Source organism: Stenotrophomonas sp. 109824_Sma, assembly GCF_056480025.1.
On sequence record NZ_CM151078.1, the window covers coordinates 2275635 to 2300395 of the forward strand.

The window sequence follows — 24761 nt, forward strand, 5'->3', positions numbered from 1 at the left end:
GCACCTACCAGAGCATGAGGCCTGTATCGATCCCGGGCGGCCGTGCCCACCAAGGTGGGCATCTACCAGAACCCTGGCTCACCCCTCCGCCAGCGCCTCCAGCGCCATCCGCGCCACCGCCTCGTCCACGTCGGCCGGGTCGCCGTCATCCCTGAACCACACTGCCGACAGCGCCGTGCTGGCCGCGATCCAGCGCAGCAGGCGCGTGCGCTCCAGGCCGGCCAGTGCGCTGACCTGTTCCAAACGGGCGGCAAAGCGCTCGGGCCGGGTGGCCACATGGATGCCGGCACCGCACAGGTCCGGATTGCTGAACATCGTCGTGTAATCGAACGCGCGGTCGCCCAGCAGCCGCTTCGGGTCGATCGCCAGCCAGCCACGCGCGCCGAAATCCAGCACGTTGTCGTGATGCAGATCGCCGTGCAGCGGCCGGATCTCGCGCTCGTCCCGCAGCAGGCCCTCCGCCAGCGATCTGCACTGTTCCAGTAGTGGTGGCAGCGCCGCCCTTGGCTGCAGCAGGTCGACGAACCATCTACGCAGGCAGACCAGGTCGTCTGGCGGCGCGCTCCGTGGCCGGTGCAGCCGCTGCAGGACCTGGCACAGGAGGGTGGTGCAGGCGTCATCGTCGCCGTCGATCGAACGTTGCCGCAGCGAGTCGCCGCCGGCACGCTCGATCAGGATCGCCGGTCCCTCGTGGGCCAGCAGGCGGGCGGCGCCGTCACCGTCCCACCAGCGCAGCAGGCGATGGCTGTTCTGCTCTTCGGTTTCGCTGCTGACCTTCAGCATCGCCGGTTCGCCGGCGGCGGTCAGCACCGGCCAGAGCTGGGCATGGGGCGTTTCGATGGCCGGGCCATCACGCCGCAATCGCCAGCGGCTCAGGTAGGGTTCGCTCATGCTGGGTGGGCTGTCCTGGAGTGAATGAAGATCAAGCGATTCGCACTGCTAACGCCATCTGAACGCAGCAATCCGCTAGGGTGATGGAAATCGCGTAGTCAGGCCGCATATTGTCCCCATCTGCCGCCGGAGTAATCCATGTTCAGCAAAGACCTCGAACACACCATCGGCCAGTGCTACAAGCGCGCCCGTGAGGCCCGGCATGAGTTCATGACGGTCGAACACCTGCTGTTGGCACTGCTCGACAACCCGTCCGCCCAGGCCGTACTGAAGGCCTGTGGTGCCGACGCCGAACGCCTGCGCCAGGAGCTGGAGCAGGCCATCGAGGCTTCCGTGTCCCGCCTGGCCGAAGATGACGGCCGCGATACCCAGCCGACCCTGGGCTTCCAGCGCGTGCTGCAGCGGGCCGTGTACCACGTGCAGTCCTCGGGCAAGAAGGAGGTCACCGGCGCCAACGTGCTGGTCGCCATCTTCGGCGAAAAGGACTCGCACGCCGTCTATTACCTCAACCAGCAGGACGTGACCCGGCTGGATGTGGTCAATTACCTGTCCCACGGCATCGCCAAGCTGGGTGAGGAGGGCGAGCAGCCGTCCTCTTCCTCCGAGGGCGAGAGCCGCATGGAAGGCGGGGAGGGTGAGCCGAAGGGCGATGCCCTGACCGAGTTCGCCAGCAACCTCAACGAACAGGCCCGGGCCGGTCGCATCGACCCGCTGGTCGGCCGTGCCGATGAGATCGAGCGCACCATCCAGGTCCTGTGCCGCCGCCGCAAGAACAACCCGCTGTACGTGGGTGAGGCCGGCGTGGGCAAGACCGCGATTGCCGAGGGCCTGGCCCGCCGCATTGTCGAAGGCTCGGTGCCTGAGGTGCTGGCCGACGCGGTGATCTATTCACTCGACCTGGGCGCGTTGGTGGCCGGCACCAAGTACCGCGGTGACTTCGAGAAGCGCCTTAAGAGCGTGCTGACCGCGTTGAAGAAGGTGCCCAACGCGGTGCTGTTCATCGACGAGATCCACACCATCATCGGTGCCGGTTCGGCGTCGGGCGGCACCATGGATGCCTCCAACCTGATCAAGCCGGCCCTGGCTTCCGGCGAGCTGCGCTGCATCGGCTCGACCACCTTCCAGGAGTACCGCGGCATCTTCGAGAAGGACCGGGCGCTGGCCCGTCGCTTCCAGAAGATCGACATCGTCGAGCCGACGGTCGGCGAGACCTACGAGATCCTGCAGGGGCTGAAGTCCAAGTACGAACTGCACCACGGCGTGACCTATTCCGACGAGGCGCTGCAGGCAGCGGTGGACCTGTCGGTGAAACATATCGGCGACCGCCTGCTGCCGGACAAGGCCATCGACGTGATCGATGAGGCCGGCGCCCGTCAGCGCCTGCTGCCGGAAGGCCAGCGCAAGGAGCTGATCGACGTCGAGGAAGTGGAGGCGATCGTCGCCAAGATGGCGCGCATCCCGACCAAGCAGGTCAGCGCCACCGACAAGGATGTGCTGCAGCACCTGGAGCGCAACCTGAAGATGGTGATCTTCGGCCAGGATCCGGCCATCGAGACGCTGTCCTCGGCGATCAAGCTGGCACGCTCCGGCCTGGGTAATCCGGAAAAGCCGATCGGCAACTTCCTGTTCGCCGGTCCGACCGGTGTCGGCAAGACCGAGGTGACCAAGCAGCTGGCGCTGCAGCTGGGCATCGAGCTGGTCCGCTTCGACATGTCCGAGTACATGGAGCCGCATTCGATCAGCCGCCTGATCGGTGCGCCTCCGGGCTACGTCGGCTTCGACCAGGGCGGCCTGCTGACCGAGAAGATCGTCAAGACGCCGCACTGCGTGCTGCTGCTGGACGAAATCGAGAAGGCGCACCCGGACATCTTCAACATCCTGTTGCAGGTGATGGACCGCGGCGTGCTGACCGATACCAACGGTCGTGAAGCCAACTTCAAGAACGTGGTGCTGGTGATGACCACCAATGCCGGTGCGGCGCAGGCCTCGCGGCGCTCGATCGGCTTCACCAAGCAGGACCATGCCACCGACGCGATGGAGACCATCCGCCGCAGCTTCACCCCGGAATTCCGCAACCGCCTCGACGCGGTGGTGCAGTTCCAGGCGCTGGGCTTCGAGCACATCCTGCGCGTAGTCGACAAGTTCCTGATCGAGCTGGAGATGCTGCTGCAGGACAAGCACGTCAGCCTGTCGGCCACCCCGACCGCACGCGACTGGCTGGCCCACCACGGCTTCGACCCGCTGATGGGTGCGCGCCCGATGGCCCGCGTGATCCAGGACAAGATCAAGCGTCCGCTGGCCGACGAGCTGCTGTTCGGCAAGCTGGTCAACGGCGGCAAGGTGAACATCGATGTCCGCGACGACGAGCTGGTGGTCGAGACCCAGGCCGAACCGGAGCGCCTGCTGCCGGCGACTGTGGAGTGAGCTGACACCGGGCCTGGCCCGGTGGACCTGAAATGACAAGGGCGGCTTCGGCCGCCCTTGTTGTTCTGGGTCTGTCGCCTGCGGCCTTGCTGGAAGGGTGCGGAGGCATCGATGCTGTTCCGTGAGCGCGATGGGGTGTTGCTTCATTTGTATCGCGCAACGATACGGGATACAGTGATGATCATCGGCTTTCGCCACAAGGGTCTCGAGCGCCTCTACCGTTCCGGCATCAGCAGCGGGATCCGGCATAGTCACACCAGCAGGGTGTTGATGATCCTGTCGATCCTGGATGCGGCTTCGGCGCCCGGGGATCTCGCCATGCCTGGATTGCGCCTCCACAAGCTGCGGGGCGACCTGAAGGGGCATTGGTCCGTATGGGTCAATGGGAATTGGCGGATCACCTTCCGTTTCACCGGTGGCGACGTGGAGCTGCTGGACTACCTGGACTATCACTGAGGCTGCGCATGATTCATCACCACCCACATCCAGGGCAGACGATCAAGGCAATGGTCTTCGATCCGATGGATCTCTCGGTGACCGAAGCGGCCGAGCGCTTGGCAATGTCGCGGGTGGCATTGTCGCGGGTGTTGAACGGCAAGGCGGGCATCAGCCCTGATCTGGCCATTCGCCTGGAAATGGCCGGGGTCAGTACGGCGTCTTTCTGGATGGGGCTGCAATCCAACTACGATCTCTGGCTGGCGCGGCAACACAAGCAGCCACGGGTGCTGCCACTGGTTGCGCCTGCGCGGTGATGCCCTTCATGACAAGGGCGGCTTCGGCCCCCCTTGTCATATGCGTCATATGCGCTGTCAGCGGCTGCGCTGGCGGGCCTTCTTCTTGAAGGTGGCCTCGTCGACAGGCTCGATCTGCGCCACGGTGCAGCGGCTGGAGTCGGTGTGCAGCTGGCTGCGCCCAGCGGCACACAGCAGGCCCTGTTGGCCGTCCGTGGAGAAGCTCAGTTTCCGCGAGTAGCCCGCTGCCGAGCAGTCGTCCTGGAAATGCACGACGTAGTGCTCCTGGCCATTGCGTAGCAGGATGTTGCGCGAGGCGCCGGCGCGCACCAGTTGCTGATCGCTGCCCAGTTGGACGCAGTCACTGGCGGCGGAAGGGGTGTCAGCGGCGCGCGCAGGCAGGGCGCTGGTGGACGCGACAGCGGCGACGAGCAGAGTGGTTAGCGGGAGCATGTTCATGGCGGGGCAGGGGGATGGCGATCCGGACTGGATCGGGTCCCACGATGCCGCCATGCGTGCAGGGGCGAATCTGCCGCAAGCAGGGCTGACCGACGTCACGGTGAGTTCGGTCACGATGACCTCCGGCAGGGCCAGATTGCAGGCATGACAAAAGGCCAGCAACCAGGGCTGGCCTTGTCGAAGTGGCGCAACGCGCCGACCGCTTACTTCATGCGGTAGGTGATACGACCCTTGGTCAGGTCGTACGGGGTCATTTCAACCTTGACCCGGTCACCGGTGAGGATGCGGATGTAGTTCTTGCGCATGCGGCCGGAGATGTGGGCGATGATTTCGTGCCCATTTTCCAGACGAACGCGGAAAGTGGTGTTCGGCAGCGTCTCGCTGACGGTGCCCTCGAACTCGATGGAATCGTCTTTCGACATGTAGTCCTGTGCGGTTCAGAAAACGGCCACGCTGGGCCTAAGGCGCGGTATTTTACGCGTGACGGGCCCAGCTTGCAAAGTTTGTGTTAACCCCCGGCCAAACGCCGTGCCGGCAAGCGTCCGACCGCCTGTGTCCACGGGCCTTCACGGCCGTCATGGCGCACCGCGTGGCGGACGTGCTCCAGAAACGCCGCGCGCGGCAGGTGTTCGGCGCCCATCCGCAGCAGGTGCGGATTCTCCACCTGGGCATCGATCAACGCCCAGCCCCAGCCGTGAAGCCTGGATGCCAGCGCGGCCAGGGCGATCTTGGAGCCGCCGCTGGCGCCACTGAACATGCTCTCGCCGAAGAACATCGTTCCGATCGCCACCCCGTAGATGCCGCCGACCAGCGTCTGCCGGTCCCAGACCTCGAAGGAGTGGGCAAAACCGAGGTCGTGCAACTGACTGTAGGCCTCGACCATGTCGGGGCTGATCCAGGTGCCGTCCTGGCCAGGGCGAGGTGCCGCCGCACAGGCGCGCATCACCCGGCTGAAGGCAGTGTCGGCGGTGACCTCCCATGTGCTGCCGCGCAACTGGCGCCGGAAGCGGCTGGACAGATGCACGCCATCGGTACGGAACACCATGCGCGGGTCGGGCGACCACCACAGGATCGGCTCGCCCTCGCTGAACCATGGAAAGATGCCGCCGGCGTAGGCATTGAGCAGGCGTGCCGGATGCAGGTCGCCGCCCACTGCCAGCAGGCCGTCGGGCTGGCGCAGGGCCGTCTCGGCCGGGGGGAACGGAGCGTCCGGCGCATCGGCCAGGCGCCAGGGCAGCTGGCGGGTCATGCTGGCATTGTATTCGCCGTGGTGATCGGTGATGTCTGGCACCATCAGCATCCAACGGCAAGGAGCCTGCGAATGAGCGACCCGATCTCAGCCATCCTCGACCTGCATGACACCCCGCGCACGCGCAACGACAGCCAGGGCATGCTGCTGTCGCTGGCCGCCGAGCATCCGCGCCAACTGGGTGAGTTGATGCTGCAGGCCGTGGCGCGACGCTCGCCCGGCTCGGCCTTCCTCGACATGGCGCTGGACCTGTTGCCGGACGAGGCGGTGCCCGCGGTCGCTGCCGATGCATGGCGGCGCTATCGGGATGGCGAGCGCGGAGAACTGCTGGCCAGCGTGATCGAATTCGCCAGCTACCAGGCGCCGCAGGTGCTGCAGGACGACTGGGAGGCATTGCTGGCGCTGGCCACTGAAGACGAGTTGCAGCTGGCCTCGCAGGTATGGCGGGACCTGCCAGCCGAGGTGGCCGCGCAGTGGGCGCAGGCCCTGGCCGAGGCCGGGGACGATCGTGAGATGGCGCGGGCCAGGGTACTGCTGCTCGCCACACAGCCGGACAGCTACCCGGTGGCCCGCGGATACCTCGCCGACTGGGGGCAGCTGGACCCCGAGGTCTGGGCGCATTGGGCCGGCGTGGCCAACGGTGCGCGGCCGCGCCACCTGCATGACCAGAAGCCGCTGCACATCCGCTTCGGTCGAGCGCAGCATCGCGCACAGCAGGCCGACGAGCCGAGCTGGCGCAAACGCATCTGGCGCCTGCATCCGACCTGGAATGGTGGGCAGGTACAGCACGCCGGCCACATGGGTGGACCACTGGAAGCGCTGTGTGGCAGCTGCCATGCGCCGCTGCAGCGCCTGCTGCAGACCGACGCTGCCGCGCTGCAGCCGGGTGCAGCGGGCGAGATCACGCTGGGCCTGTGCCTGGACTGCTGCGGCTGGGAGGAGCCGCCGGTGCGCTTCTATCGCCACGACGGCGAGGGCCTGCCCGGCTGCCATCCCAGCCAGTACCGCGAGGTGCCGAACACGCCCACCGACAGCGGCGACCTGATGCAGGCCGAGGTGGGACTTGTGGCGCTGGAAAGCGTGCGCTGGCAGCAACAGGACTGGGGCCAGTCCAATCATCGGCAGAACCTGTCACGCGTGGGCGGTGCGCCCAGCTGGGTGCAGAGTGCCTGGTACCCGGCGTGCATCGATTGCGGCGAGGAGATGCCCTTCGTGATGCAGCTTGATTCGACGCTGCCGACCACGCGTGAGGGCACGCTGCTGTGGGGCAGTGGCGGCATGCTCTACACGTTCTGGTGCGCGACGTGCCGGGTGAGTGGGCACTTCTGGCAGTGCACCTGAGCGCAGCGCACTCGCCATCGCGCTGGTAAACGCCAACCCTATGGCCTGGTGGGTGCCGATCTTGCCTCGGTCGGACGCCTTGGTAGGTGCCAACCTTGGTTGGCACGCTTTTCCGCTACGGCTCTACGCGGAACGGCCCATGCCCCTGCAGCTCCTGCTGGTAGCGCCGCACATCGCGCCGCTCCTGTCGGCACCAGTCCTGCAGCGCCTCGGCGAACTCCGTGTCGGCCACCCAATGCCGGCTGCGCACCAGCGTAGGCAGGAAGCCGCGTGCCAGCTTGTGCTCGCCCTGCGCTCCGGGCTCGAAACGGGTCAGCCCCTCTCGCAGGCAGTATTCGATGCCTTGGTAATAGCAGGCCTCGAAGTGCAGGCCGGGCAGGGTAGCGCCACCCCAGTAGCGGCCGTAAAGCGTGTCGCCACCGCGCAGGCAAAGTGCACCGGCAATCGGTTGGCCCTCCTGCTCGGCCAGGAACAGCACCAGCCCGCGCCCCAATGAAATGGCCAGATGGCGCAGGAAGGCCTCGGTCAGCGCCGGGGCGTTGCCGTATTCGAGGAAGGTCTGCAGGTAGAAGCGGTACATCGCCTGCAGGTCGGCGCGGCTGGCCTCGTCGCCATGCACCACGCGAAAGGTGATGCCCTGGCGGGTGACCTTGGCCCGTTCCTGGCGGATGTTCTTGCGGTGCTTGTGGTTCATCGCGCCGAGGAACTGATCGAACGTCGCCCACTCACCCGGGTTCTGCCACTGGAACTGCACATCCTCGCGCAGCAGCCAGTCATCGCCGAACTGCGCCTCGTCGCCCGCGGTGTGGAAATTGATATGGGCCGAGGACACGTCCAGTGCCGGCAGCGCAGCACGCAACGCCGACAGCAGCGCGGCGCGTTCTGAATCGTGACGGGCCAGCAGGCGCGGGCCGGTGACCGGCGAGTACGGCACCGCGCCCAGCCATTTCGGGTAGTAGTCACGGCCATGCCGGGCATAGGCGTTGGCCCAGGCGTGGTCGAACACGAACTCGCCGTGGGAGTTGGTCTTCAGGTAACCCGGAATGGCGCCCATCAGGCGGTCGCCCTCCCATAGCGTGAAGTGCCGGGGCTGCCAGCCCCAGTCCTCGCGCAGGCAGCCGTGTTGTTCCAGGCCAGACAGGAAGGCATGGCTGACGAACGGGTTCTGGCCGTCGTGCAGGGCATCCCAGTCGGTGGCGGGAATGGACTGCAGGGAGTCGAGGAAGCGGGCGGAGGGCATGGTTGGCAAGGATAGGCCAGGTGGATCGCGAACGGTGTTGGCGGGCCTGGGTTGGTTTGTTCCGGTTGGGGGTGAGGAAAATTTGAATTCTCCATTCGTGTGCGCTTGGTTGCGGAATGCCTGAATGCACAGGGGCAGAGTGAGCTGCGCCGCTGGAGCGGTGCATTCACTCTTTGCATGGAGTACCCAAAATGAACCAGAAAATTCGCCTTGGATCCCTTTCTGTCCTGCTGTCTCTTTTGGGCAGCGGACTGTTGATCAGCCCCGCGCAGGCCGTTGATGCTCCTCCTGCGATGGGGCAGGACACTGGGCTCGACATCCTCTTGACCCAGAAGGCGCGCGATATTCTGGAGCGCGTTCGTCTCGTGGATGGCCAGGCGCGCAGTCACCGGGTTGAGGTGTCAGCAGATATCGCCAACGGTGTAGTGACCGTAGCGCTGGATCGGGTCTTCCTTCCTGCCGATTACGGACCGTCGTTCGAGGATCAGCGAAGCGAGATCAGTTTTGGACTACTGCATTGGGCCGAGCAGGCGGCGCCGTTCAGTCGTGTCGTTTTTCTGTATGACGGGAAAGAGATCGAATACTACTTTCCCGAGATAAAGGCTGCGGACGACGCGGCGCGGGAGGCGGGAGAGGCGCTGCGGCGGATGCGTGGGGCGACTGGTTCCGGGATGGCATTTGTCGCAGCCGGACATGGGTATTTCTATAGCTACAAGGACAACCGGTGGGTGACCTCGAGAGATGAATGGAATGGCGTCTCCGAGGGGTTGTTGACTCCGTCGTACGCCGCGGACCTGAAGGCGGTGATCGAGCAAAGGAGCCAAATGCCTGTCGTCCGTCCGCGCGTTCAGATCACGGGGTCGACTCATCCGCAGAGTGGTGAAGAGTGGTGGACCATAGCTGCGCGCTACGCAATTGCGGAGCAGTATCCGGCCGAGACAAAGATATGGAATACGTACGCAGGCAGTGCGCTTTGGGATCGGGAGGAGCGTGAAGACATCAATAGTCGGCCGCTGCTCGCAAACCACCACGGCGCTGAGGTAGCGATTCATCTGCACAGCAATGGAGAACCCTCGGGGGCGGCACGCGGCACTCGTGTGATCGTGCAACCTGGTAGGCCGATGGATGCTGCCCTTGCACAGAGTGTCCTGTGCTCGATGAAGGAGCTGATTCACTCGCTACCTGAGTATGGGGCGTTCACCGTGGCTCCTGCTCCGCACGCGCTGAACAAAGGGGAGAACCGCGAGGCGCACATGCCATCGATCATCGTAGAGACGGCATTTCACACGAATCCGGAGGATGCCAAGGCATTGCAGGACCCCGTCTTCCGCTCGGCGTCCATGAAAGGCGTGGAGAAGGGCTATCGCCTGTGGGCAACAGGAAAGACCTGCGAGCCCCTGGCACTGCGTCCGGTGCCGGATACCGACGTGCCGATCCAGGCGGCCCGGGACATTGAACTGGGCTATGCCGGGAATCCTCAGTATCCGTTGTCTGTGAAGCTCTCACTGGCCTCCTGTTCGGAGGAAGGCGCATGCACGCCATCGGCGACGACGTTCGATGACCCTGCCAAACCGCTGACCATCAATCTCGCCTGCAATGGCCCAGACCCGTGTGTCGCGCGCTGGAGTGCTGTACTGCGCGACGCGGATGGCGTTGCCACGGCACCGGTCGAGTTCTCGCAGGCGTGCGTGCGGGCGTGAAGGCTGGCATCGGTCCGCCAGGCGTGGCCTGGCACTACTGAAAGTACAAAGGCCGGCGCTTTCGCGCCGGCCTTTGGTCTGGGTCGAGCATGGCTCGACGCTACAGAAGCAGGTCAGCGACTCAGCTGGCCTTGCCCTGCGCGTCCAGATAACGCTCTGCATCCAGTGCGGCCATGCAGCCGAAGCCGGCCGAGGTGATCGCCTGGCGGTAGTGCTGGTCGGCCACGTCGCCGGCGGCGAACACGCCTTCCACCGAGGTCTGGGTGGCGTTGCCGCCCAGGCCCGAGCGGATTTCCAGGTAGCCGTTGTTCATCGCCAGCTGGCCGTCGAACAGGGTGGTGTTCGGGTGGTGGCCGATGGCCACGAAGAAGCCGTGGGCGTCGATGTCGCGGGTGCTGCCGTCCAGGGTGGACTTCACGCGCACGCCGGTCACGCCGGCGTCGTTGCCCAGCACTTCCTCCACCTGGTGGTGCCAGACGGTCTCGATCTTGCCTTCGGCCACCTTCTTGAACAGCTTGTCCTGCATGATCTTTTCCGCCTTGAGGGTGTCGCGGCGGTGGACCAGGTAGACCTTGCGGGCGATGTTGGACAGGTACAGCGCCTCTTCCACGGCGGTATTGCCGCCACCGACCACGACCACGTCCTGGTCGCGGTAGAAGAAGCCGTCACAGGTGGCGCAGGCGGACACGCCGCGGCCCTTGAACTCGTCCTCGGTCGGGATGCCCAGGTACTTGGCGGTGGCGCCGGTGGCGATGATCAGGGCATCGCAGGTGTACTCGTGGCTGTCGCCGATCAGTTTGAACGGGCGCTGCGACACATCGGCGGTGTGGATGTGGTCGAAGATGACCTCGGTCTCGAAGCGCTCGGCGTGGGCCTGCATGCGCGCCATCAGGTCCGGGCCCATCAGGCCGTGGGCGTCGCCCGGCCAGTTGTCCACCTCGGTGGTGGTCATCAGCTGGCCGCCCTGCTGCAGGCCGGTGATGACGACCGGCTTCAGGTTGGCGCGGGCGGCGTAGACGGCGGCGGTCCAACCGGCCGGGCCGGAACCGAGGATGACGAGGCGCTGGTGGCGGGAGGGCAGGCTGGTGCTCATGTAGACTCGCGAAAAGGTAGATGGGACAAGGCGCTGGCGATGTTTGCGCAGCATCCGTGGCTGGTCATAGAGTGGCGGCTGGGGCAGGGCGATTCAAGCCGATGAACAGAACGCCGTCATCCAGCGGTGGTTCCGGCCCTCTGATCGCCCTGTCAGATGTCGCATAACTGAAAACTGACGCCGTCTCATTTATTATCAATCACTAACAGCGCATTCCAAAGGTATGGTCTAAGGTGGCGAAGCAGGTCCCCGAACGCTCCAAGTCCGACGACAGCAAGGCGTCACGTCGCACGGCCGCGGCGGCGACGACCGACAATCCACGCCGCCAGCGCCTCTGGCGCGATCTGGGCCTGATCGCGATCGCGCCGGCCCTGCTGTACCTGGCGGCCAGTCTTTTCACGTATTCAGCCACGGATCCGGGCTGGTCGCACACCGGCAGCGTGGTCGCACCGGTGCACAACCTCGGCGGCCGCGCCGGGGCCTGGATCGCCGATGTGCTGCTGCAGCTGTTCGGCTACATCGCCTTCCTGTTGCCGGTGGTGCTGGGCGCGCTGGCGTGGATCGCCATGTTCGGCCTCAAGCGCGAGAGCAAGGGCGAGAACGACCTGGACCCGGCGCTGCGCCTGGTCGGCCTGGTCGGTTTCCTGATCGCCGGCACCGGCTTCCTGCATGTCCGGCTGTTCAGTGGCGATGTCTCCAGCGCCGGCGGCATCCTCGGCAAGCTGGTCGGCAATTCGCTCACGGTGGGCTTCGGCGCGCTGGGCGCGAACCTGTTCGTGCTGGTGCTGCTGCTGGCCTCGATCACCCTGGCCACCGGGCTGTCCTGGTTCACGGTGATGGAGAAGATCGGTCGCGGCGTGATGTCGCTGGCGCCGTTGCTGGCGCGCAAGAAGGAAGAAGTCACCGAGTGGCAGCAGACCCGGGTGATGCGCGAGGAGCGCCAGGAAGTGCGCAAGGCCGATGCCGAGGTACGCGCCAAGCGCGAGCCGGTGAAGATCGAGCCGCGCCCGGAGCCGGTGATCGAGAAGAGTGACCGGGCCAAGCGCGACACGCAGATCCCGATGTTCCGTGGCGTCAACGGCGACGGCTCGGACCTGCCGCCGCTGGCCCTGCTGGACGACCCCAAGCCGCAGCCGGTGGGCTATGACAAGGAAACCCTGGACGCGCTGTCGCGGCAGATCGAGTTCAAGCTGAAGGACTTCCGCATCGACGCCCAGGTGGTCGGCGCCAACCCGGGCCCGGTCATCACCCGCTTCGAGATCGAGCCCGCGCCGGGCATCAAGGTCAGCCAGATCAGTTCGCTGGACAAGGACATCGCGCGCGGCCTGTCGGTGAAGTCGGTGCGCGTGGTCGACGTGATTCCGGGCAAGTCGGTGATCGGCCTGGAAATTCCCAACGTCACCCGCGAGATGATCTACCTGTCCGAGCTGCTGCGCTCGAAGGAATACGACAAGTCGGCCAGCGTGCTGACCCTGGCGCTGGGCAAGGACATTGCCGGTCGCTCCACCGTGGCTGACCTGGCGCGCATGCCGCACCTGCTGGTGGCCGGTACCACCGGTTCGGGCAAGTCGGTGGCGGTCAACGCGATGGTGCTGAGCCTGCTGTTCAAGGCCTCGCCGAAAGACCTGCGGATGCTGATGATCGACCCGAAGATGCTCGAACTGAGCGTCTACCAGGGCATCCCGCACCTGCTGGCGCCGGTGGTCACCGACATGAAGGAGGCCGCCAACGGCCTGCGCTGGTGCGTGGCCGAGATGGAGCGCCGCTACAAGCTGATGAGCGCGGTGGGCGTGCGCAACCTGGCCGGCTTCAACAAGAAGGTGAAGGAAGCGCAGGACGCCGGCCAGCCGCTGATGGACCCGCTGTTCAAGCCGAACCCGGAACTGGGCGAGGCGCCGCGTCCGCTGGAGACGCTGCCGTTCATCGTCATCTTCATCGACGAATTCGCCGACATGATGATGATCGTCGGCAAGAAGGTGGAAGAACTGATCGCGCGCCTGGCGCAGAAGGCGCGTGCGGCCGGCATCCACCTGATCCTGGCCACGCAGCGCCCGTCGGTGGACGTGATCACCGGCCTGATCAAGGCCAACATCCCGACCCGCATCGCCTTCCAGGTCAGCTCCAAGATCGACTCGCGCACCATCCTCGACCAGTCGGGCGCGGAAACCCTGCTCGGCCACGGCGACATGCTGTACCTGCCGCCGGGTACCGCCATGCCCGAGCGCGTGCACGGCGCCTTCGTCTCCGACGAGGAAGTGCACCGCGTGGTCGAACACCTCAAGGCGATGGGCCCGGCCGACTATGTCGACGGCGTGCTGGACGAAGTGCAGACGATGGGCGACGGCGTGGTCGTCGGTGCCACCGGCCTGCCCGAGAACAGCTCTGCCGGCGATGAGTCCGACCCGTTGTATGACGAAGCGCTGCGGGTGGTCACCGAGACCCGCCGTGCCTCGATTTCCGGCGTGCAGCGCCGGCTGAAGATCGGCTACAACCGTGCAGCGCGACTGATCGAGGCCATGGAAGCGGCCGGCGTGGTCAGTTCGCCCGAGCACAACGGTGACCGCACGGTGCTGGCACCGCCGCCGCCGAAGTAAGGCCCGACGTATCCCCCACGACGTCCAAGGAACCGACGCATGCTTCACCCCGTACCAAGCGCGCTGGCACTGGCGCTGGCAGCCCTGATGGCTGCCGGCCCGGCACTGGCAGACACCGCCACCTCCGCGCCCGCCACGGCGCCGCCTTCCACCAGCGGCGATACCGAAGCCAGCAATAATTTCAGCATTGTCCGTTACCGCGCCGACTACCAGGTGCGGCCGGATGCGGGCAATGTGCAGACCGAAACCTACGAAGTCCTGCTCAAGACCAAGGCCTCCGTCGAGCAGTTCAGCCAGGTGCGGCTGAGCTACAGCGAAAAGATGGAAACGCTGGAAGTGCTTGGCGCCTACACCATCACCGCCGATGGCCAGCGCCGCGACGTACCGGCCGACCGCATCTACACCCAGGAGAGCTACTCCAGCGCTTCGGCAGCGATGTATGCCGACCGCAAGGTGCGGGTGATCGTGTTCCCGAACCTGGCCCCGGGCACGCGCCTGTATTACCAGGTGCGCCGCACTCAGGCCACGCCGTACTTCCCGGGCTACTTCGGCCTGTGGGAAACCTTCAATGTCTTCACCGAGTACGAGGACGCCGAGGTCACCCTGAGTGCGCCGGCCAACCTGCCGATGTTCGTCGACAGCCGCGGCGTGCAGGGCAGTGATCGCCCAACGGTGAAGAACGGACAGGCACAGTGGCGCTGGCGCTACCAGCGGCGCGAAGCCATGCCAGCACAGAACTGGTCGGCGGCGGGCTGGGAGTTTGGCCCGAACATCATGGCGAGCACCTATCGTGACTGGTCGCAGATGGGTCGCGCCTACCAGCTCAAGGCCGGCCCTGCCGCGCAGGTCACGCCGGAACTGCAGGCGCTGGCCGACCAGGTCACCGCCGGTATCAGCGACCGCCGCGAGCAGGCCGATGCGCTGTACCGCTGGGTCGCGCAGAACATCCGCTATGTGGCGGTGTACCTGGGCAATGGTGGCCTGGAGCCGAATAGCGCGCAGAGCATCCTCGACAACCACTATGGTGACTGCAAGGACCATGTGACGATCCTCGAGGCGCTGCTGGCAGCCAAGGGCATCGCCAGTTCGCCGGTGCTGATCGGTGCCGGCGGCGGCCCGACGCTGCCGAAGATCCCGGTGCTCGGCCGCTTCAACCACGCCATCACCTACATCCCCGAATTCGATCTGTACCTGGATTCGACCACCGCGTGGGCGCGCTTCGGGCAGTTGCCGGAAGGTGACCTGGGCGCACCGGTGATGCGCACCCGCGATGCCACGCTGGCACGCACCCCGGCCAACACGCCGCAGCGCAATGCCACCTCGATGGAGGTGCGTTTCACCTTCGACGCCAACGGCAACCTGCGCGGCGAGACGATCCCGAAGCTGGGCGAGAACGCCGAGATCGGCATGCGTGCCCAGTTCTCCCAGCTCAACGCGCAGAACCGTGCGCGCGCCGAGGAGCAGATCATGGCCGCGTCCGGTTTCGACGGGCGAGGGCAGCTGCAGATCCAGGGCGTGCCGGTCGACCTGACCCGGCCGTTCGGCTACCGCATGGCGTTCCAGGCCGAGGACTACGCCGACTTCAGCGTGGCCGGCGGCATGGCCGTTCCGGACCCGCCGGGTGGCGAGTCGGTACGTGGGCTGTACGCCACCGCCTCGGCGCCGGCCAACGAGACGCCGTTCTACTGCAATGCCAGCCTGCGCGAGGAAACCTACCGCCTGCAGTTCCCGGCCAATGCACCGATCATCGCCATCCCGGCGAGCCAGCGTTTCACCAACGCCGCCGGTGAGTATCGGGTGGACTGGAGTCGCGAGGGCCAGGACGTGATCGTGCACCACCGCTTGCAGCAGAACGCGGTGCGCGGCCCGGAGGCGTTGTGCCAGCCGCAGGACTATCCGGCGTTCCGCGCGCTGTACCGCGAAGTGCGTCGTGGCTTCCGTGGCCAGGTGCTGTACGGCAAGCTGCCGGGCTCCGGCGGCTGAATCGCCGATGGACGTTCGGGGCGGCATAATGTCGCCCTGATCGCCCATTCATCTTTATTTGGGCACACTGGCAACCACCTTTCCTGGCGCCCGCGCCCACAGGATTCCCGCATGAACTTCCGCTTCCGCCGTTTCCTTGCCACCACCACACTGGCCGTGGCCTGCGCCGCCGCCGGCAGCGCCTGGGCTGGCGCCCGCGATGACCTGAAGACCTTCACCAGTGGCCTGAAGGGCCTGGATGGCCAGTTCAGCCAGCAGGTGTTCGACAGCCGCGGCAAGGTGAAGGAATCGACCAGCGGCCGCGTGGCCCTGTCGGCGCCGCGCCTGTTCCGCTGGGAGTACGTGCGCCCGCACGAACAGTTGATCGTGGCCGATGGCAAGAAGGTCTGGATGTACGAGCCGGACCTGGAGCAGGCCACCGTGCGCGAGCAGGGCAAGGAAGAGCAGAACAGCCCGCTGACCGCGCTGATCAACCCGGCGCTGCTGGAACAGCAGTACGACGTCAGTGAAGAGGCCGCGCAGCGCGACGGCCTGCAGTGGCTGTCGCTGTCGCCGAAGCGCGATACCGAAGCCAGCTTCCAGTACGCCGCGCTGGGCTTCAATGCCCAGGGCCTGGCCAAGATGGAGATCACCGACGCCGTCGGCCAGCGCACCGTGATCAGCTTCAGCGGCTGGAAGCGCAACCCGGGCTTCGCTGCCGGCACCTTCAGCTTCACCCCGCCGAAGGGCACCGACGTCATCGGCAACTGATCTCTGGGCGGAAACGCTTTGGTGGGTGTCAACCTTGGTTGACACGCTCTTGATCTGCCGGCCAGCGGCCGGCACTACCGCTCATGGCCCGGCCGCCGTGGTGGGTGCCAACCTTGGTTGGCACGCTCTCGCGGTACAATGAGCGGGTGGCAAGACATCGTTCAACATCCTTTCCCGGCCCCGATCTGCTGAGCGTCGATCGGGAACATCTGCGCCCGCTGGCCGAGCGCATGCGCCCGCGCACCCTCGACGAAATGGTCGGGCAGAAGCGCCTGCTGGCGCCGGACAGCGCGCTGCGTCGCGCGGTCGAATCCGGGCGAGTGCATTCGATGATCCTGTGGGGGCCGCCGGGCTGCGGCAAGACCACGCTGGCGCTGCTGCTGGCCGAGTATTCCGACGCCGAATTCCGCGCCATCTCCGCGGTGCTGTCCGGCCTGCCGGAAGTGCGCCAGGTGCTGGCAGAGGCCGCACAGCGTTTCGCTGAAGGTCGCCGCACCGTGCTGTTCGTGGACGAGGTGCATCGCTTCAACAAGGCACAGCAGGACGCGTTCCTGCCGCACATCGAACGCGGCACCATCCTGTTTGTCGGTGCCACCACCGAGAATCCGTCGTTCGAGCTGAACTCCGCACTGCTGTCGCGCTGCCGCGTGCATGTGCTGGAGGGCGTTTCGCCCACGGATATCGTCGAGGCGCTGGAGCGTGCGCTGGGTGACCGCGAACACGGCCTGGGCGAGGAGGGCGTCGAGGTCGCCCCCGAGCTGCTGCTGGAAATCGCTACCGCCGCCGACGGCGACGTGCGTCGTGCGTTGACCCTGCTGGAAATCGCCGCCGAGCTGGCGGGCGGGGAGGGTGGGCGTATCACGCCGCAGACCCTGACCCAGGTACTGGCCGACCGCACCCGTCGCTTCGACAAGGGCGGCGAGCAGTTCTACGACCAGATCTCGGCACTGCACAAGTCGGTACGCAGCTCCAACCCGGATGCCGCGCTGTACTGGCTGACCCGCATGCTCGATGGCGGCTGCGATCCGTCTTACCTGGCGCGCCGGCTGACCCGCATGGCGATCGAGGATATCGGCCTGGCCGATCCGCGCGCGCAGAGCATGGCGTTGGAGGCCTGGGACATCTACGAGCGGCTGGGCAGTCCGGAAGGCGAGCTCGCCTTTGCGCAGCTGGTGCTGTACCTGGCCAGCACCGCCAAGTCGAATGCAGGCTACGCGGCCTTCAACCAGGCCAAGGCCGATGTGCGCGAGAGTGGCACCGAAGAGGTGCCGCTGCACCTGCGCAACGCGCCGACCAAGCTGATGAAGGAGCTGGGCTACGGCGCTGAGTACCAATATGACCATGATGCCGAAGGTGGCATCGCGCTGGACCAGACCGGTTTCCCGGATGCGATGGGCGAGCGCGTGTACTACAACCCGGTGCCGCGCGGGCTGGAAATCAAGCTGAAGGAAAAGCTGGACCGGCTGCGTGCCGAACGCGAAGCGGCTAGGGCGGCAAAGGGCCGCTGACCCGGTTTATGTAGAGTCGAGCCATGCTCGACTTCGCTCTTGCGCGGGTTACGGGTGCCTTCTGGAACAGCAGTCGAGCATGGCTCGACTCTACAGGGGCAATGGCAGTCGAGCATGGCTCGACTCTACACATGCATGGCTCGATTCTACGTTGTCCTGCGCGCCGGTCTTTGGCACACTGCGCGGCTACTTTTTTCAAGGATGGATGCCGTGCAGGAAATGATTCTGCCGTTGAAGCGTTACGCCCAGTTCGAGGGCCGTGCCAACCGTCGTGAGTACTGGATGTTCCAGCTGTTCATGCTGATCGTCTCCGCCGTGCTGATGGTGCCGCTCGTTGCCGGGCTGGTGATGCAGTCCGATGGCCTGGGCATCGCGTCGATCATCCTGTTTGTTGTGTTCTGGCTGGCCACGTTCGTGCCGGTCATCGCCGTCACCGTGCGCCGCCTGCACGACTGCAACCAGTCGGGCTGGATGTACCTGCTGGCCTTCGTTCCGTTCGGCGGCCTGGTGATCTTCGTGTTCGCGCTGATGCCGGGTACGCCGCAGGAGAATGTGTACGGCCCGGTGCCGACGGGACCGTAAGGCTGCGGGAGTCGAGCATGGCTCGACGCTACAGGGGCAATGAACTGAAGCCGGCATTTCGCCGGCTTCGCCTTTACTTGATGCTGCAATCGCCGAAGGACAGGTAGTCCGTGCCGGAACTGAACTGCAGCGTGCAGCTGGCGGTGAACGTTGCGCCTTCTTCCAGGGCGCTCAGCTTGGCGGCCTGCTGCGCATCGTCGCTGGTCAGCCGGGCCAGGACATTGCCCTGGTCGTCGCCGGCCTCGATCAGCGGTTCGCCCGCCAGGTTGCTGGAAACGCTCAGTGCCACGGCGGTGAACGTCACCGTCTGGTTGAGTTGGTCCATGCTCAACGTCGAATTGCCGGCCTCTTCAAAGGCCTGGTAGAGCGACGGCAGATCCTGCGCGGCGTGGGCGGCCAGCGGGGCGAGCAGGCCGAGGGACAGGGCGATCAGGGTGGTGTGCTTCAAGGGAATCTCACAATCATGGGATCCAATCCCATGGCGGTCATGGCGCGGATGAACGCGGCCTGGTCGGCGGCAGGCTGCCCGCCCTCCGTGGCTGCGCTGTAAGCGGGGCGATCCAATGCCCCGGTGGCCGGCAAAATAGGGGAGTGCCGCGTCCAGCGCAACCGGGTCATCGCGCGCGTGATACATAGCGTGACGTTCGATCGATGTGATAATCATTCGCGTTTGAGGTAGACTGCGGTCCCTTGTGAACCGGCGGCCGTGGGCCGCTTCTGCCGCCGCTGATGAAGCATTTCGTCCTGCCTTCGCGCCGGGGCCGGTTGGCCCGCGGCCTGGCCGCCTTGATGATGGGTCTGCTCCTGGCCACTCCGTACGCCCATGCGCAGCAGCGCAATCCGCTGCAGAAGATCGGCCACACCGTGCTCGACGAGCCGGCGGCGAGCTATCGCTTCGAGCATTTCGTGGTGGACAGCCCCGACCAGCAACGCCGCTGGCGGGTGAACCTGGCGATTCCGGCCAAGGCCGGCAAGACGCCATCGCCGGTGCTGTACGCGCTGGATGGCAATGCCGTGGCGATGGTGCTGGACCAGCCGCTTCTGGCCGAGTTGGCCGCACGCAGGGCGCCGCCGGTGCTGGTGCTGATCGGCTACGACAACGACCTGCGCATCGATTCGAAGGCGCGTACCCGCGACTACACCGCATGGATCGACCGCGCCGACGATGAGAGCGGTACGACCCAGGCGGTCGGCGGTGGTGCTGCCGCGTTCCTGGACGTGATCGAGCGCCGCATCAAGCCGGAAGTCGAGCGTCGCGCACGCATCGATACGCAGCAGCAAGCGCTGTGGGGCCACTCGCTGGGCGGGTTGTTCGTGCTCAATGCGCTGTACACCCGCCCCGCAGCCTTCCAGTCCTATCTGGCCGCCAGCCCGTCGCTGTGGTGGAGCCAGGGTGCGGCGCTGGGTGATCCGGAACAACAGTTCGTGCAGAACGTGCACGGCCAGCCGGCAACGCTCTGGCTGATGCTGGGCGGTGCCGAGCGTGTCGGTGATCGCGGCAAGCGTGACATGAACAATCCGCGCGTGGTCGCGCACCTGCGCCGCATCGGCGGCGCCACGCCGGATGCGGCGATGCAGCTGTCCGAGCGCCTGGGCAAGGTGCCGGGTATGCGCGTGCAGTACCGCGAGTTCCCCGGCCTCGGCCACGGCCCGATGCTGCCGGCGTCGTTCCACGCGGCGCTGCATGAGCTGTACGGCGTGACCGACCGCAGTGCCGGCGACGGTGCGCCCGATGGCGGTGACAACGCCGCCGAATGAATCCCTTCGCACGCGATGCCGTGCGACCCCACTACCCAGGCGAGGCTGCCGACGTGCAGCGGCCCAGGCAACCGATGAATCCCGCGCCACGTGGCGCGGCCTACGTGTGCAAGGAGCCTGCCATGTCGTTCCGTCCGTCTTTCCGTCTTACCTCCCTGGCCGCCGGCCTGCTGCTGGCGGTGACCGCCAGCGCGCAGCCGGTGTTCGATCAGCCGGCCAATGCCACCTTCAAGGGCGAGGTCGTCTCACGCGGTGAGAACGTGGTTCCCGGCAGTACGGCCGACGTGGTCGGTCGCGGGTTCGTGCCGGGCCAGAAGGTCAGCCTGCTGCGTGGCGACAGCGTGCTCAACACGCAGCCGCTGGTGGTCGATGCCGATGGCAACTTCAAGACCCAGCTGAGCATTCCGGCCGACGCCGTGCCGGGTACCCACCCGGTGGTGGTGCGCGCCAGCCAGCCGGCCGCAGCCACGGTGCTGAAGCTGCGCGTGTCGCCGCAGCTGCCGCTGTCCGGCCAGGCGCAGTTCGCCACCCAGTCCAACAAGCTGGTGCCGGGCCTGTACCAGTCCGCCTACAGCGCCGCCAGCAATGCGGTGTTCGTGACCTCGGCCGTGGGCCGTCCGCCGGTGACCCAGTCGCAGCTGCTGAAGCTGGACCCGAAGTCGCTGAAAGTAACCAAGGCGATCACCCCGGCGCAGGTGCCGGGCAGCACCAATGGTGCGGTGTACGCGGTCTACGGCGTGGGCGTGGATGACACCAATGGCAATGTCTGGGTCACCAACACCCGCCAGAACTCGATCGCGGTCTACCGCCAGAAGGATCTGTCGCTGGCCCACCAGTTCCCGGTCGATGCCGTGCCGCATGCGCGCGACGTCGTGGTCGATGGCACCCACGGCAAGGTGTTCGCCTCGGCCACGGGTGAGGACCACCTGTCGGTGTTCGATGCCAGGACCTTCAAGGAGCTGCCAGCGGTGACGCTGGAGTCCGGCGTGGATGACGGCAAGTTCACCCCGATGAGCCTGGTGCTGGACGAGAAGGGCGGCAAGCTGTTCACCGTCAGCATCGGCACCCCGGAAGCGGCGGTGATCGACGTGGCCAGCAGCAAGGTCGAGAAGGTCATTGACCTGGGCAATTCGATCAGTGCGTCGGGCGTAGCCTTCGACGCGGCACGCAACCGCCTGTACGTGGCCTCGCAGGGCACCGACAACCTGCTGATCGTCGACGTGGCCGCCGGCAAGGTGCTGCATGACGTGCCGGTCGGCGCCGGCGCGCTGAACGTCGCCTTCGATGATGCCTCCGGCCTGGCCTACGTCAGCAACCGTGGCGCCGGCACCGTCACCGTGGTCAACGGCGACGGCAAGGTGGTCGCGAACCTCGATGGTGGCACGCTGCCGAACCACGTCCGTGCCGATGGCAAGGGCAACGTGTTCGCGGTGAACAAGTCGCGCGGCGCTGAAGACCCGAAGGGTGACCGCATCACCCGCATCACCCCGAAGCAGTAAGTCACACGGCAGGGCGGCGTGCGCGTCACCCTGCCAGCAAGGAGAACAAGCATGAACATCGCGTCCCGTCTGCGCCTGTGTGCGCTTCCGTTGGCTGTCTCGCTGGCGCTGTCTGCCTGTGGTGGTTCTTCGGCGCCCTCGGATACCGGCAAGCCGGCTGAGTCGTCGACGGCAGCCGCGGCTGCGGAAGCCGCATTGCCGGCAGGCTGGCAGCGTGTGGCCGGCACTGATATGCCGTCCGCACACGACCAGAAGGCCGTACTTCCGGCCAAGGTGCATTCCGATGACGGCGCCGACGTCGAGGTGGCCGATACCAGTCGCATCATCGCTGGCGGCGACGACGTCATCGCGGTGATCGAGGCGCTGGGCCTGGGCAAGCAGGTGTTTGCCGCGCCGAGCAACACCACCACCCAGGCCGGCCTGGCCGCGCCGCACCAGTTCCTGTTCAACCGCACCACGGGCGTGGAAGGCGTGCTGAGCCTGAAGGGGTCGCTGTTCCTCGGCAACAGCCTGCGCCGCCACACCGAACTGGCGAAGAAGCTGCGCGAAGTGGGTGAGCCGGCCGTGGTCATCGACGATCTGCAGCCGGCGCCGGACAAGGTGCGCAAGGTCGCCGCCGCACTAGGGCTGGCCGAGGCAGGGCAGGCACTTGCCACACAGGTGCAGCATCAGCTCGACGAGGCTGCAGCGATTGGCAAGGGCCTGGGCCATGCGCCACGAGTGATCCACGTCTCGGCCACCGGCGCCGGTGGCTCACCGACCGTTGCAGGTGCCGACAGTGCGTCGGCGCAGCTGATCGCACTGGCGGGCGGCATCAACATCGGTACCGAAGCGGGAGTGAAGAACTACTCGCAGCTGAGCAATGAGGGCGTGGTCGCGGCGGCACCGGAAGTGATCCTGGTGACCGAGCATGACCTGCAGCTGTTCGGCGGTGCCGAAGGCCTGTGGAAGGCGTACCCGACGCTGAAGCAGACGCCGGCCGGTCAGGCCAACCGGGTCTGGGTGATGCCGGATGTGCAGCTGAAGTACACCAGCGTGGGCTCCGGTGCCGGTGCGCTGGCGCTGGCCAAGGCCCTGGCGGCGTTGCCGAAGGCATGAGTCCGGCGGATCGGCGCCGCCGTCGCGGGCGGACGATGTTGCTGGTGGCGCTATTCGCACTGCTGGGGGCAGTGCTGGCGTCGTTCGCCGTGGGTCCGTTGCGGTTGCCGCCGCTGGAGGTGATGCAGGCGCTGGCGGTGAAGCTGGGCCTGCTTGATCCGCAGGCAGTCAGCAGTCGTGACCTGGCTGTGGTATGGCAGTTGCGCATTCCGCGCGCCCTTCTGGGCGCGATGGTCGGTGCGTCGCTGGCGATGGCCGGCGCCAGCCTGCAGGGCCTGTTCGGCAATCCGCTGGCCGACCCCGGCATCGTCGGCGTCAGTCAGGGCGCGGCACTGGGTGCAGTTGCCGCCATCGTGCTCGGCGCGGCCGGTGCGGCCGGCTGGCTGGTGCCGGTGGCCGCGTTCGCTGGTGGCGCGCTCGCAATCGGCCTGACCTACGCATTGGCCCGACCGGGCAAGGGGACGGGCAACGCTACGCTGCTGCTGGTCGGTATCGCGATGGCCGCGTTCTGCTCGGCGCTGATCGGCTTCCTGACCTATATCGCCAGCGAAAGCGAGCTGCAATCGCTGGTGTTCTGGCAGATGGGCTCGCTCGCGCGCGCCAACTGGGCCGACGTGGCGGCGGTGGTGCCGTTGTTCGCCATTGGTGTGTTCGCACTGCAGCGGCTGGCTACGCCGCTGGACATGCTGGCGCTGGGTGAACGCCAGGCACAGCACCTCGGGCTGGATGTCACACGTACGCGTCGCCGCCTCGTGGCCTTCAGCGCGCTGCTGGTCGGGGCAGCGGTGGCGTTTGCCGGCTCCATCAGTTTCGTCGGCCTGGTGGTGCCGCACGTGGCACGCCTGCTGGTCGGCCCGGGACACCGCTGGCTGCTGCCGTTGTCCGGGCTGCTCGGTGCGCTGTTGATCGTGGTGGCCGACACTGCCGCGCGCACATTGGATCCGCCGGCCGAGATTCCGCTGGGCCTGTTCTCGGCCGCACTGGGCGCGCCGTTCTTCCTCTGGCTGGTGCTGCAGCAGCGCCGCAAGGCTGCGCCATGAGCGTGCTGTTGAAACTGCACGAGGTGGTGGTGCGCCGCCAGCAGCGCGAGATCCTGCATGGCATTTCGCTGGCGTTCGAGCCGGGTACGGTGACCGCGCTGGTGGGCCCGAACGGCGCAGGCAAGTCCACGTTGCTGGCAGTCGCCGCCGGTGACCTGCGCGCTGACGCGGGCGAGGTAAGCCTGCTCGGCAAGCCGTTGGCCACCTACAAGGCCGGGCCGCTGGCACGTGAGCGCGCGGTGATGCCGCAGGAGCACGGTGTGCGTTTCGCCTTCAGCGTGGAGGAAGTGGTGGCGATGGGGCGGCTGCCGCATCCGCCGGATCCGGTGGTGGATGACGCCCAGGTGGAAGCCGCCATCGATGCTGCCGAACTGCAGGCGCTGCGCCTGCGCGAGGTGCAGCAGCTCTCCGGCGGCGAGTCCGCCCGGACCACGTTCGCGCGCGTGCTGGCGCAGGACACGCCGCTACTGTTGCTGGATGAGCCGACCGCCGCGCTGGATCTGCGCCACCAGGAACGCACGCTGCGCAGTGTGCGCGCCTGTGCCGAGGCCGGCGCATGTGTGATCGTGGTGCTGCACGACCTCAATCTGGCTGCCGGCTATGCCGACCGCATCGTGCTGCTGGAGCAGGGCAGGGTGGCGGCCGATGGCACGCCGCTGCAGGTGCTCACCGAAGACAATCTGCAGCGGGTCTACCAGCAGGATGTGGTGGTGCTGGAGCATCCGCGCCGTGGAGTGCCGCTGGTGGTGGTGACCTGAGTCAGCGTAGCGCGCTTCACCGCGTATCATGCTCGACGGGATTTCCTTCAATGGACTGATGCA

General features: G+C 66.4%; 22 protein-coding genes. 15 read left to right on the forward strand and 7 right to left on the reverse strand.

Annotated features, from left to right (window positions below):
• Positions 1–78 precede the first annotated feature (78 nt).
• Positions 79–891, reverse strand: a complete 813-nt coding sequence (locus tag ACZK1G_RS10790; RefSeq protein ID WP_049445378.1) for an APH(6) family putative aminoglycoside O-phosphotransferase — start codon at positions 889–891, stop codon at positions 79–81.
• 138 nt (positions 892–1029) lie between these two features.
• On the opposite strand from ACZK1G_RS10790, the gene clpA reads away from it, so the two are divergent.
• The 3 genes from clpA to ACZK1G_RS10805 all read left to right on the forward strand — a co-directional run bounded on the left by clpA (position 1030) and on the right by ACZK1G_RS10805 (position 4067).
• On the forward strand, positions 1030–3315 hold the full coding sequence (gene clpA, locus ACZK1G_RS10795) for an ATP-dependent Clp protease ATP-binding subunit ClpA (protein WP_101765425.1): 2286 nt from the start codon (positions 1030–1032) through the stop codon (positions 3313–3315).
• Between the two features lie 111 nt (positions 3316–3426).
• Positions 3427–3771, forward strand: a complete 345-nt coding sequence (locus tag ACZK1G_RS10800) for a type II toxin-antitoxin system RelE/ParE family toxin (RefSeq protein ID WP_233490860.1) — start codon at positions 3427–3429, stop codon at positions 3769–3771.
• Between the two features lie 8 nt (positions 3772–3779).
• Complete coding sequence (locus ACZK1G_RS10805) at positions 3780–4067, forward strand: HigA family addiction module antitoxin (RefSeq protein WP_049445372.1); 288 nt, start codon at positions 3780–3782, stop codon at positions 4065–4067.
• Positions 4068–4124: 57 nt separating this feature from the next.
• On the opposite strand, the gene ACZK1G_RS10810 is transcribed toward ACZK1G_RS10805, so the two are convergent.
• The 3 genes from ACZK1G_RS10810 to aat all read right to left on the reverse strand — a co-directional run bounded on the left by ACZK1G_RS10810 (position 4125) and on the right by aat (position 5754).
• Complete coding sequence (locus ACZK1G_RS10810) at positions 4125–4619, reverse strand: hypothetical protein (protein ID WP_233490861.1); 495 nt, start codon at positions 4617–4619, stop codon at positions 4125–4127.
• 89 nt (positions 4620–4708) lie between these two features.
• Positions 4709–4927 carry a translation initiation factor IF-1 gene (gene infA / locus ACZK1G_RS10815; protein ID WP_005409596.1) on the reverse strand — a complete coding sequence of 73 codons (219 nt, stop codon included), beginning with the start codon at positions 4925–4927 and terminating at the stop codon, positions 4709–4711.
• 86 nt (positions 4928–5013) lie between these two features.
• Positions 5014–5754 (reverse strand): leucyl/phenylalanyl-tRNA--protein transferase, encoded by a 741-nt coding sequence (gene aat, locus ACZK1G_RS10820; protein ID WP_101766401.1) that lies wholly within the window; start codon positions 5752–5754, stop codon positions 5014–5016.
• A 72-nt stretch (positions 5755–5826) separates the two neighbouring features.
• Here aat and ACZK1G_RS10825 point away from each other — a divergent pair, with 72 nt between their 5' ends.
• Entirely contained in the window at positions 5827–7095 is a 1269-nt protein-coding gene (locus tag ACZK1G_RS10825) for a hypothetical protein (protein ID WP_101765427.1), read from the forward strand.
• Between the two features lie 115 nt (positions 7096–7210).
• Here ACZK1G_RS10825 and ACZK1G_RS10830 read toward each other — a convergent pair whose 3' ends face one another.
• The gene (locus ACZK1G_RS10830; protein WP_049445364.1) at positions 7211–8335 is read right to left on the reverse strand and encodes a GNAT family N-acetyltransferase; all 1125 of its coding nucleotides are present in this window, start codon (positions 8333–8335) and stop codon (positions 7211–7213) included.
• 191 nt (positions 8336–8526) lie between these two features.
• Here ACZK1G_RS10830 and ACZK1G_RS10835 point away from each other — a divergent pair, with 191 nt between their 5' ends.
• Positions 8527–10035 (forward strand): N-acetylmuramoyl-L-alanine amidase family protein, encoded by a 1509-nt coding sequence (locus tag ACZK1G_RS10835; protein WP_197622145.1) that lies wholly within the window; start codon positions 8527–8529, stop codon positions 10033–10035.
• Positions 10036–10156: 121 nt separating this feature from the next.
• Here the strand turns inward: ACZK1G_RS10835 and trxB are convergent, their stop codons facing one another.
• Complete coding sequence (gene trxB / locus ACZK1G_RS10840) at positions 10157–11128, reverse strand: thioredoxin-disulfide reductase (RefSeq protein ID WP_014037154.1); 972 nt, start codon at positions 11126–11128, stop codon at positions 10157–10159.
• Positions 11129–11361: 233 nt separating this feature from the next.
• Here trxB and ACZK1G_RS10845 point away from each other — a divergent pair, with 233 nt between their 5' ends.
• From ACZK1G_RS10845 to ACZK1G_RS10865, 5 genes are all read left to right on the forward strand, one after another.
• A complete protein-coding gene (locus ACZK1G_RS10845; protein WP_049445356.1) occupies positions 11362–13722 on the forward strand; it encodes a DNA translocase FtsK in 2361 nt (786 codons plus the stop codon).
• 39 nt (positions 13723–13761) lie between these two features.
• Positions 13762–15705, forward strand: a complete 1944-nt coding sequence (locus ACZK1G_RS10850) for a DUF3857 domain-containing protein (protein ID WP_049445353.1) — start codon at positions 13762–13764, stop codon at positions 15703–15705.
• 111 nt (positions 15706–15816) lie between these two features.
• Entirely contained in the window at positions 15817–16455 is a 639-nt protein-coding gene (gene lolA, locus ACZK1G_RS10855; protein ID WP_049445350.1) for an outer membrane lipoprotein periplasmic chaperone LolA, read from the forward strand.
• 230 nt (positions 16456–16685) lie between these two features.
• On the forward strand, positions 16686–17963 hold the full coding sequence (locus ACZK1G_RS10860) for a replication-associated recombination protein A (RefSeq protein WP_233490862.1): 1278 nt from the start codon (positions 16686–16688) through the stop codon (positions 17961–17963).
• 210 nt (positions 17964–18173) lie between these two features.
• Positions 18174–18545, forward strand: coding sequence for a DUF805 domain-containing protein (locus tag ACZK1G_RS10865; RefSeq protein ID WP_101766402.1), 372 nt, complete (start codon positions 18174–18176; stop codon positions 18543–18545).
• 73 nt (positions 18546–18618) lie between these two features.
• On the opposite strand, the gene ACZK1G_RS10870 is transcribed toward ACZK1G_RS10865, so the two are convergent.
• A complete protein-coding gene (locus ACZK1G_RS10870) occupies positions 18619–18993 on the reverse strand; it encodes a hypothetical protein (protein WP_101765430.1) in 375 nt (124 codons plus the stop codon).
• Between the two features lie 281 nt (positions 18994–19274).
• On the opposite strand from ACZK1G_RS10870, the gene ACZK1G_RS10875 reads away from it, so the two are divergent.
• The 5 genes from ACZK1G_RS10875 to ACZK1G_RS10895 all read left to right on the forward strand — a co-directional run bounded on the left by ACZK1G_RS10875 (position 19275) and on the right by ACZK1G_RS10895 (position 24698).
• Positions 19275–20303: an alpha/beta hydrolase gene (locus ACZK1G_RS10875; protein WP_049445345.1), complete on the forward strand. Its 1029-nt coding sequence runs from the start codon at positions 19275–19277 to the stop codon at positions 20301–20303.
• 122 nt (positions 20304–20425) lie between these two features.
• Positions 20426–21802, forward strand: a complete 1377-nt coding sequence (locus ACZK1G_RS10880; protein ID WP_049445531.1) for a YncE family protein — start codon at positions 20426–20428, stop codon at positions 21800–21802.
• 51 nt (positions 21803–21853) lie between these two features.
• The gene (locus ACZK1G_RS10885; protein ID WP_101765431.1) at positions 21854–22900 is read left to right on the forward strand and encodes a heme/hemin ABC transporter substrate-binding protein; all 1047 of its coding nucleotides are present in this window, start codon (positions 21854–21856) and stop codon (positions 22898–22900) included.
• Positions 22897–23940, forward strand: a complete 1044-nt coding sequence (locus ACZK1G_RS10890; RefSeq protein ID WP_049421974.1) for a FecCD family ABC transporter permease — start codon at positions 22897–22899, stop codon at positions 23938–23940. The genes ACZK1G_RS10885 and ACZK1G_RS10890 overlap by 4 nt, the downstream gene beginning before the upstream one ends.
• The gene (locus ACZK1G_RS10895) at positions 23937–24698 is read left to right on the forward strand and encodes a heme ABC transporter ATP-binding protein (RefSeq protein ID WP_049445338.1); all 762 of its coding nucleotides are present in this window, start codon (positions 23937–23939) and stop codon (positions 24696–24698) included. The genes ACZK1G_RS10890 and ACZK1G_RS10895 overlap by 4 nt, the downstream gene beginning before the upstream one ends.
• Positions 24699–24761: the final 63 nt, after the last annotated feature.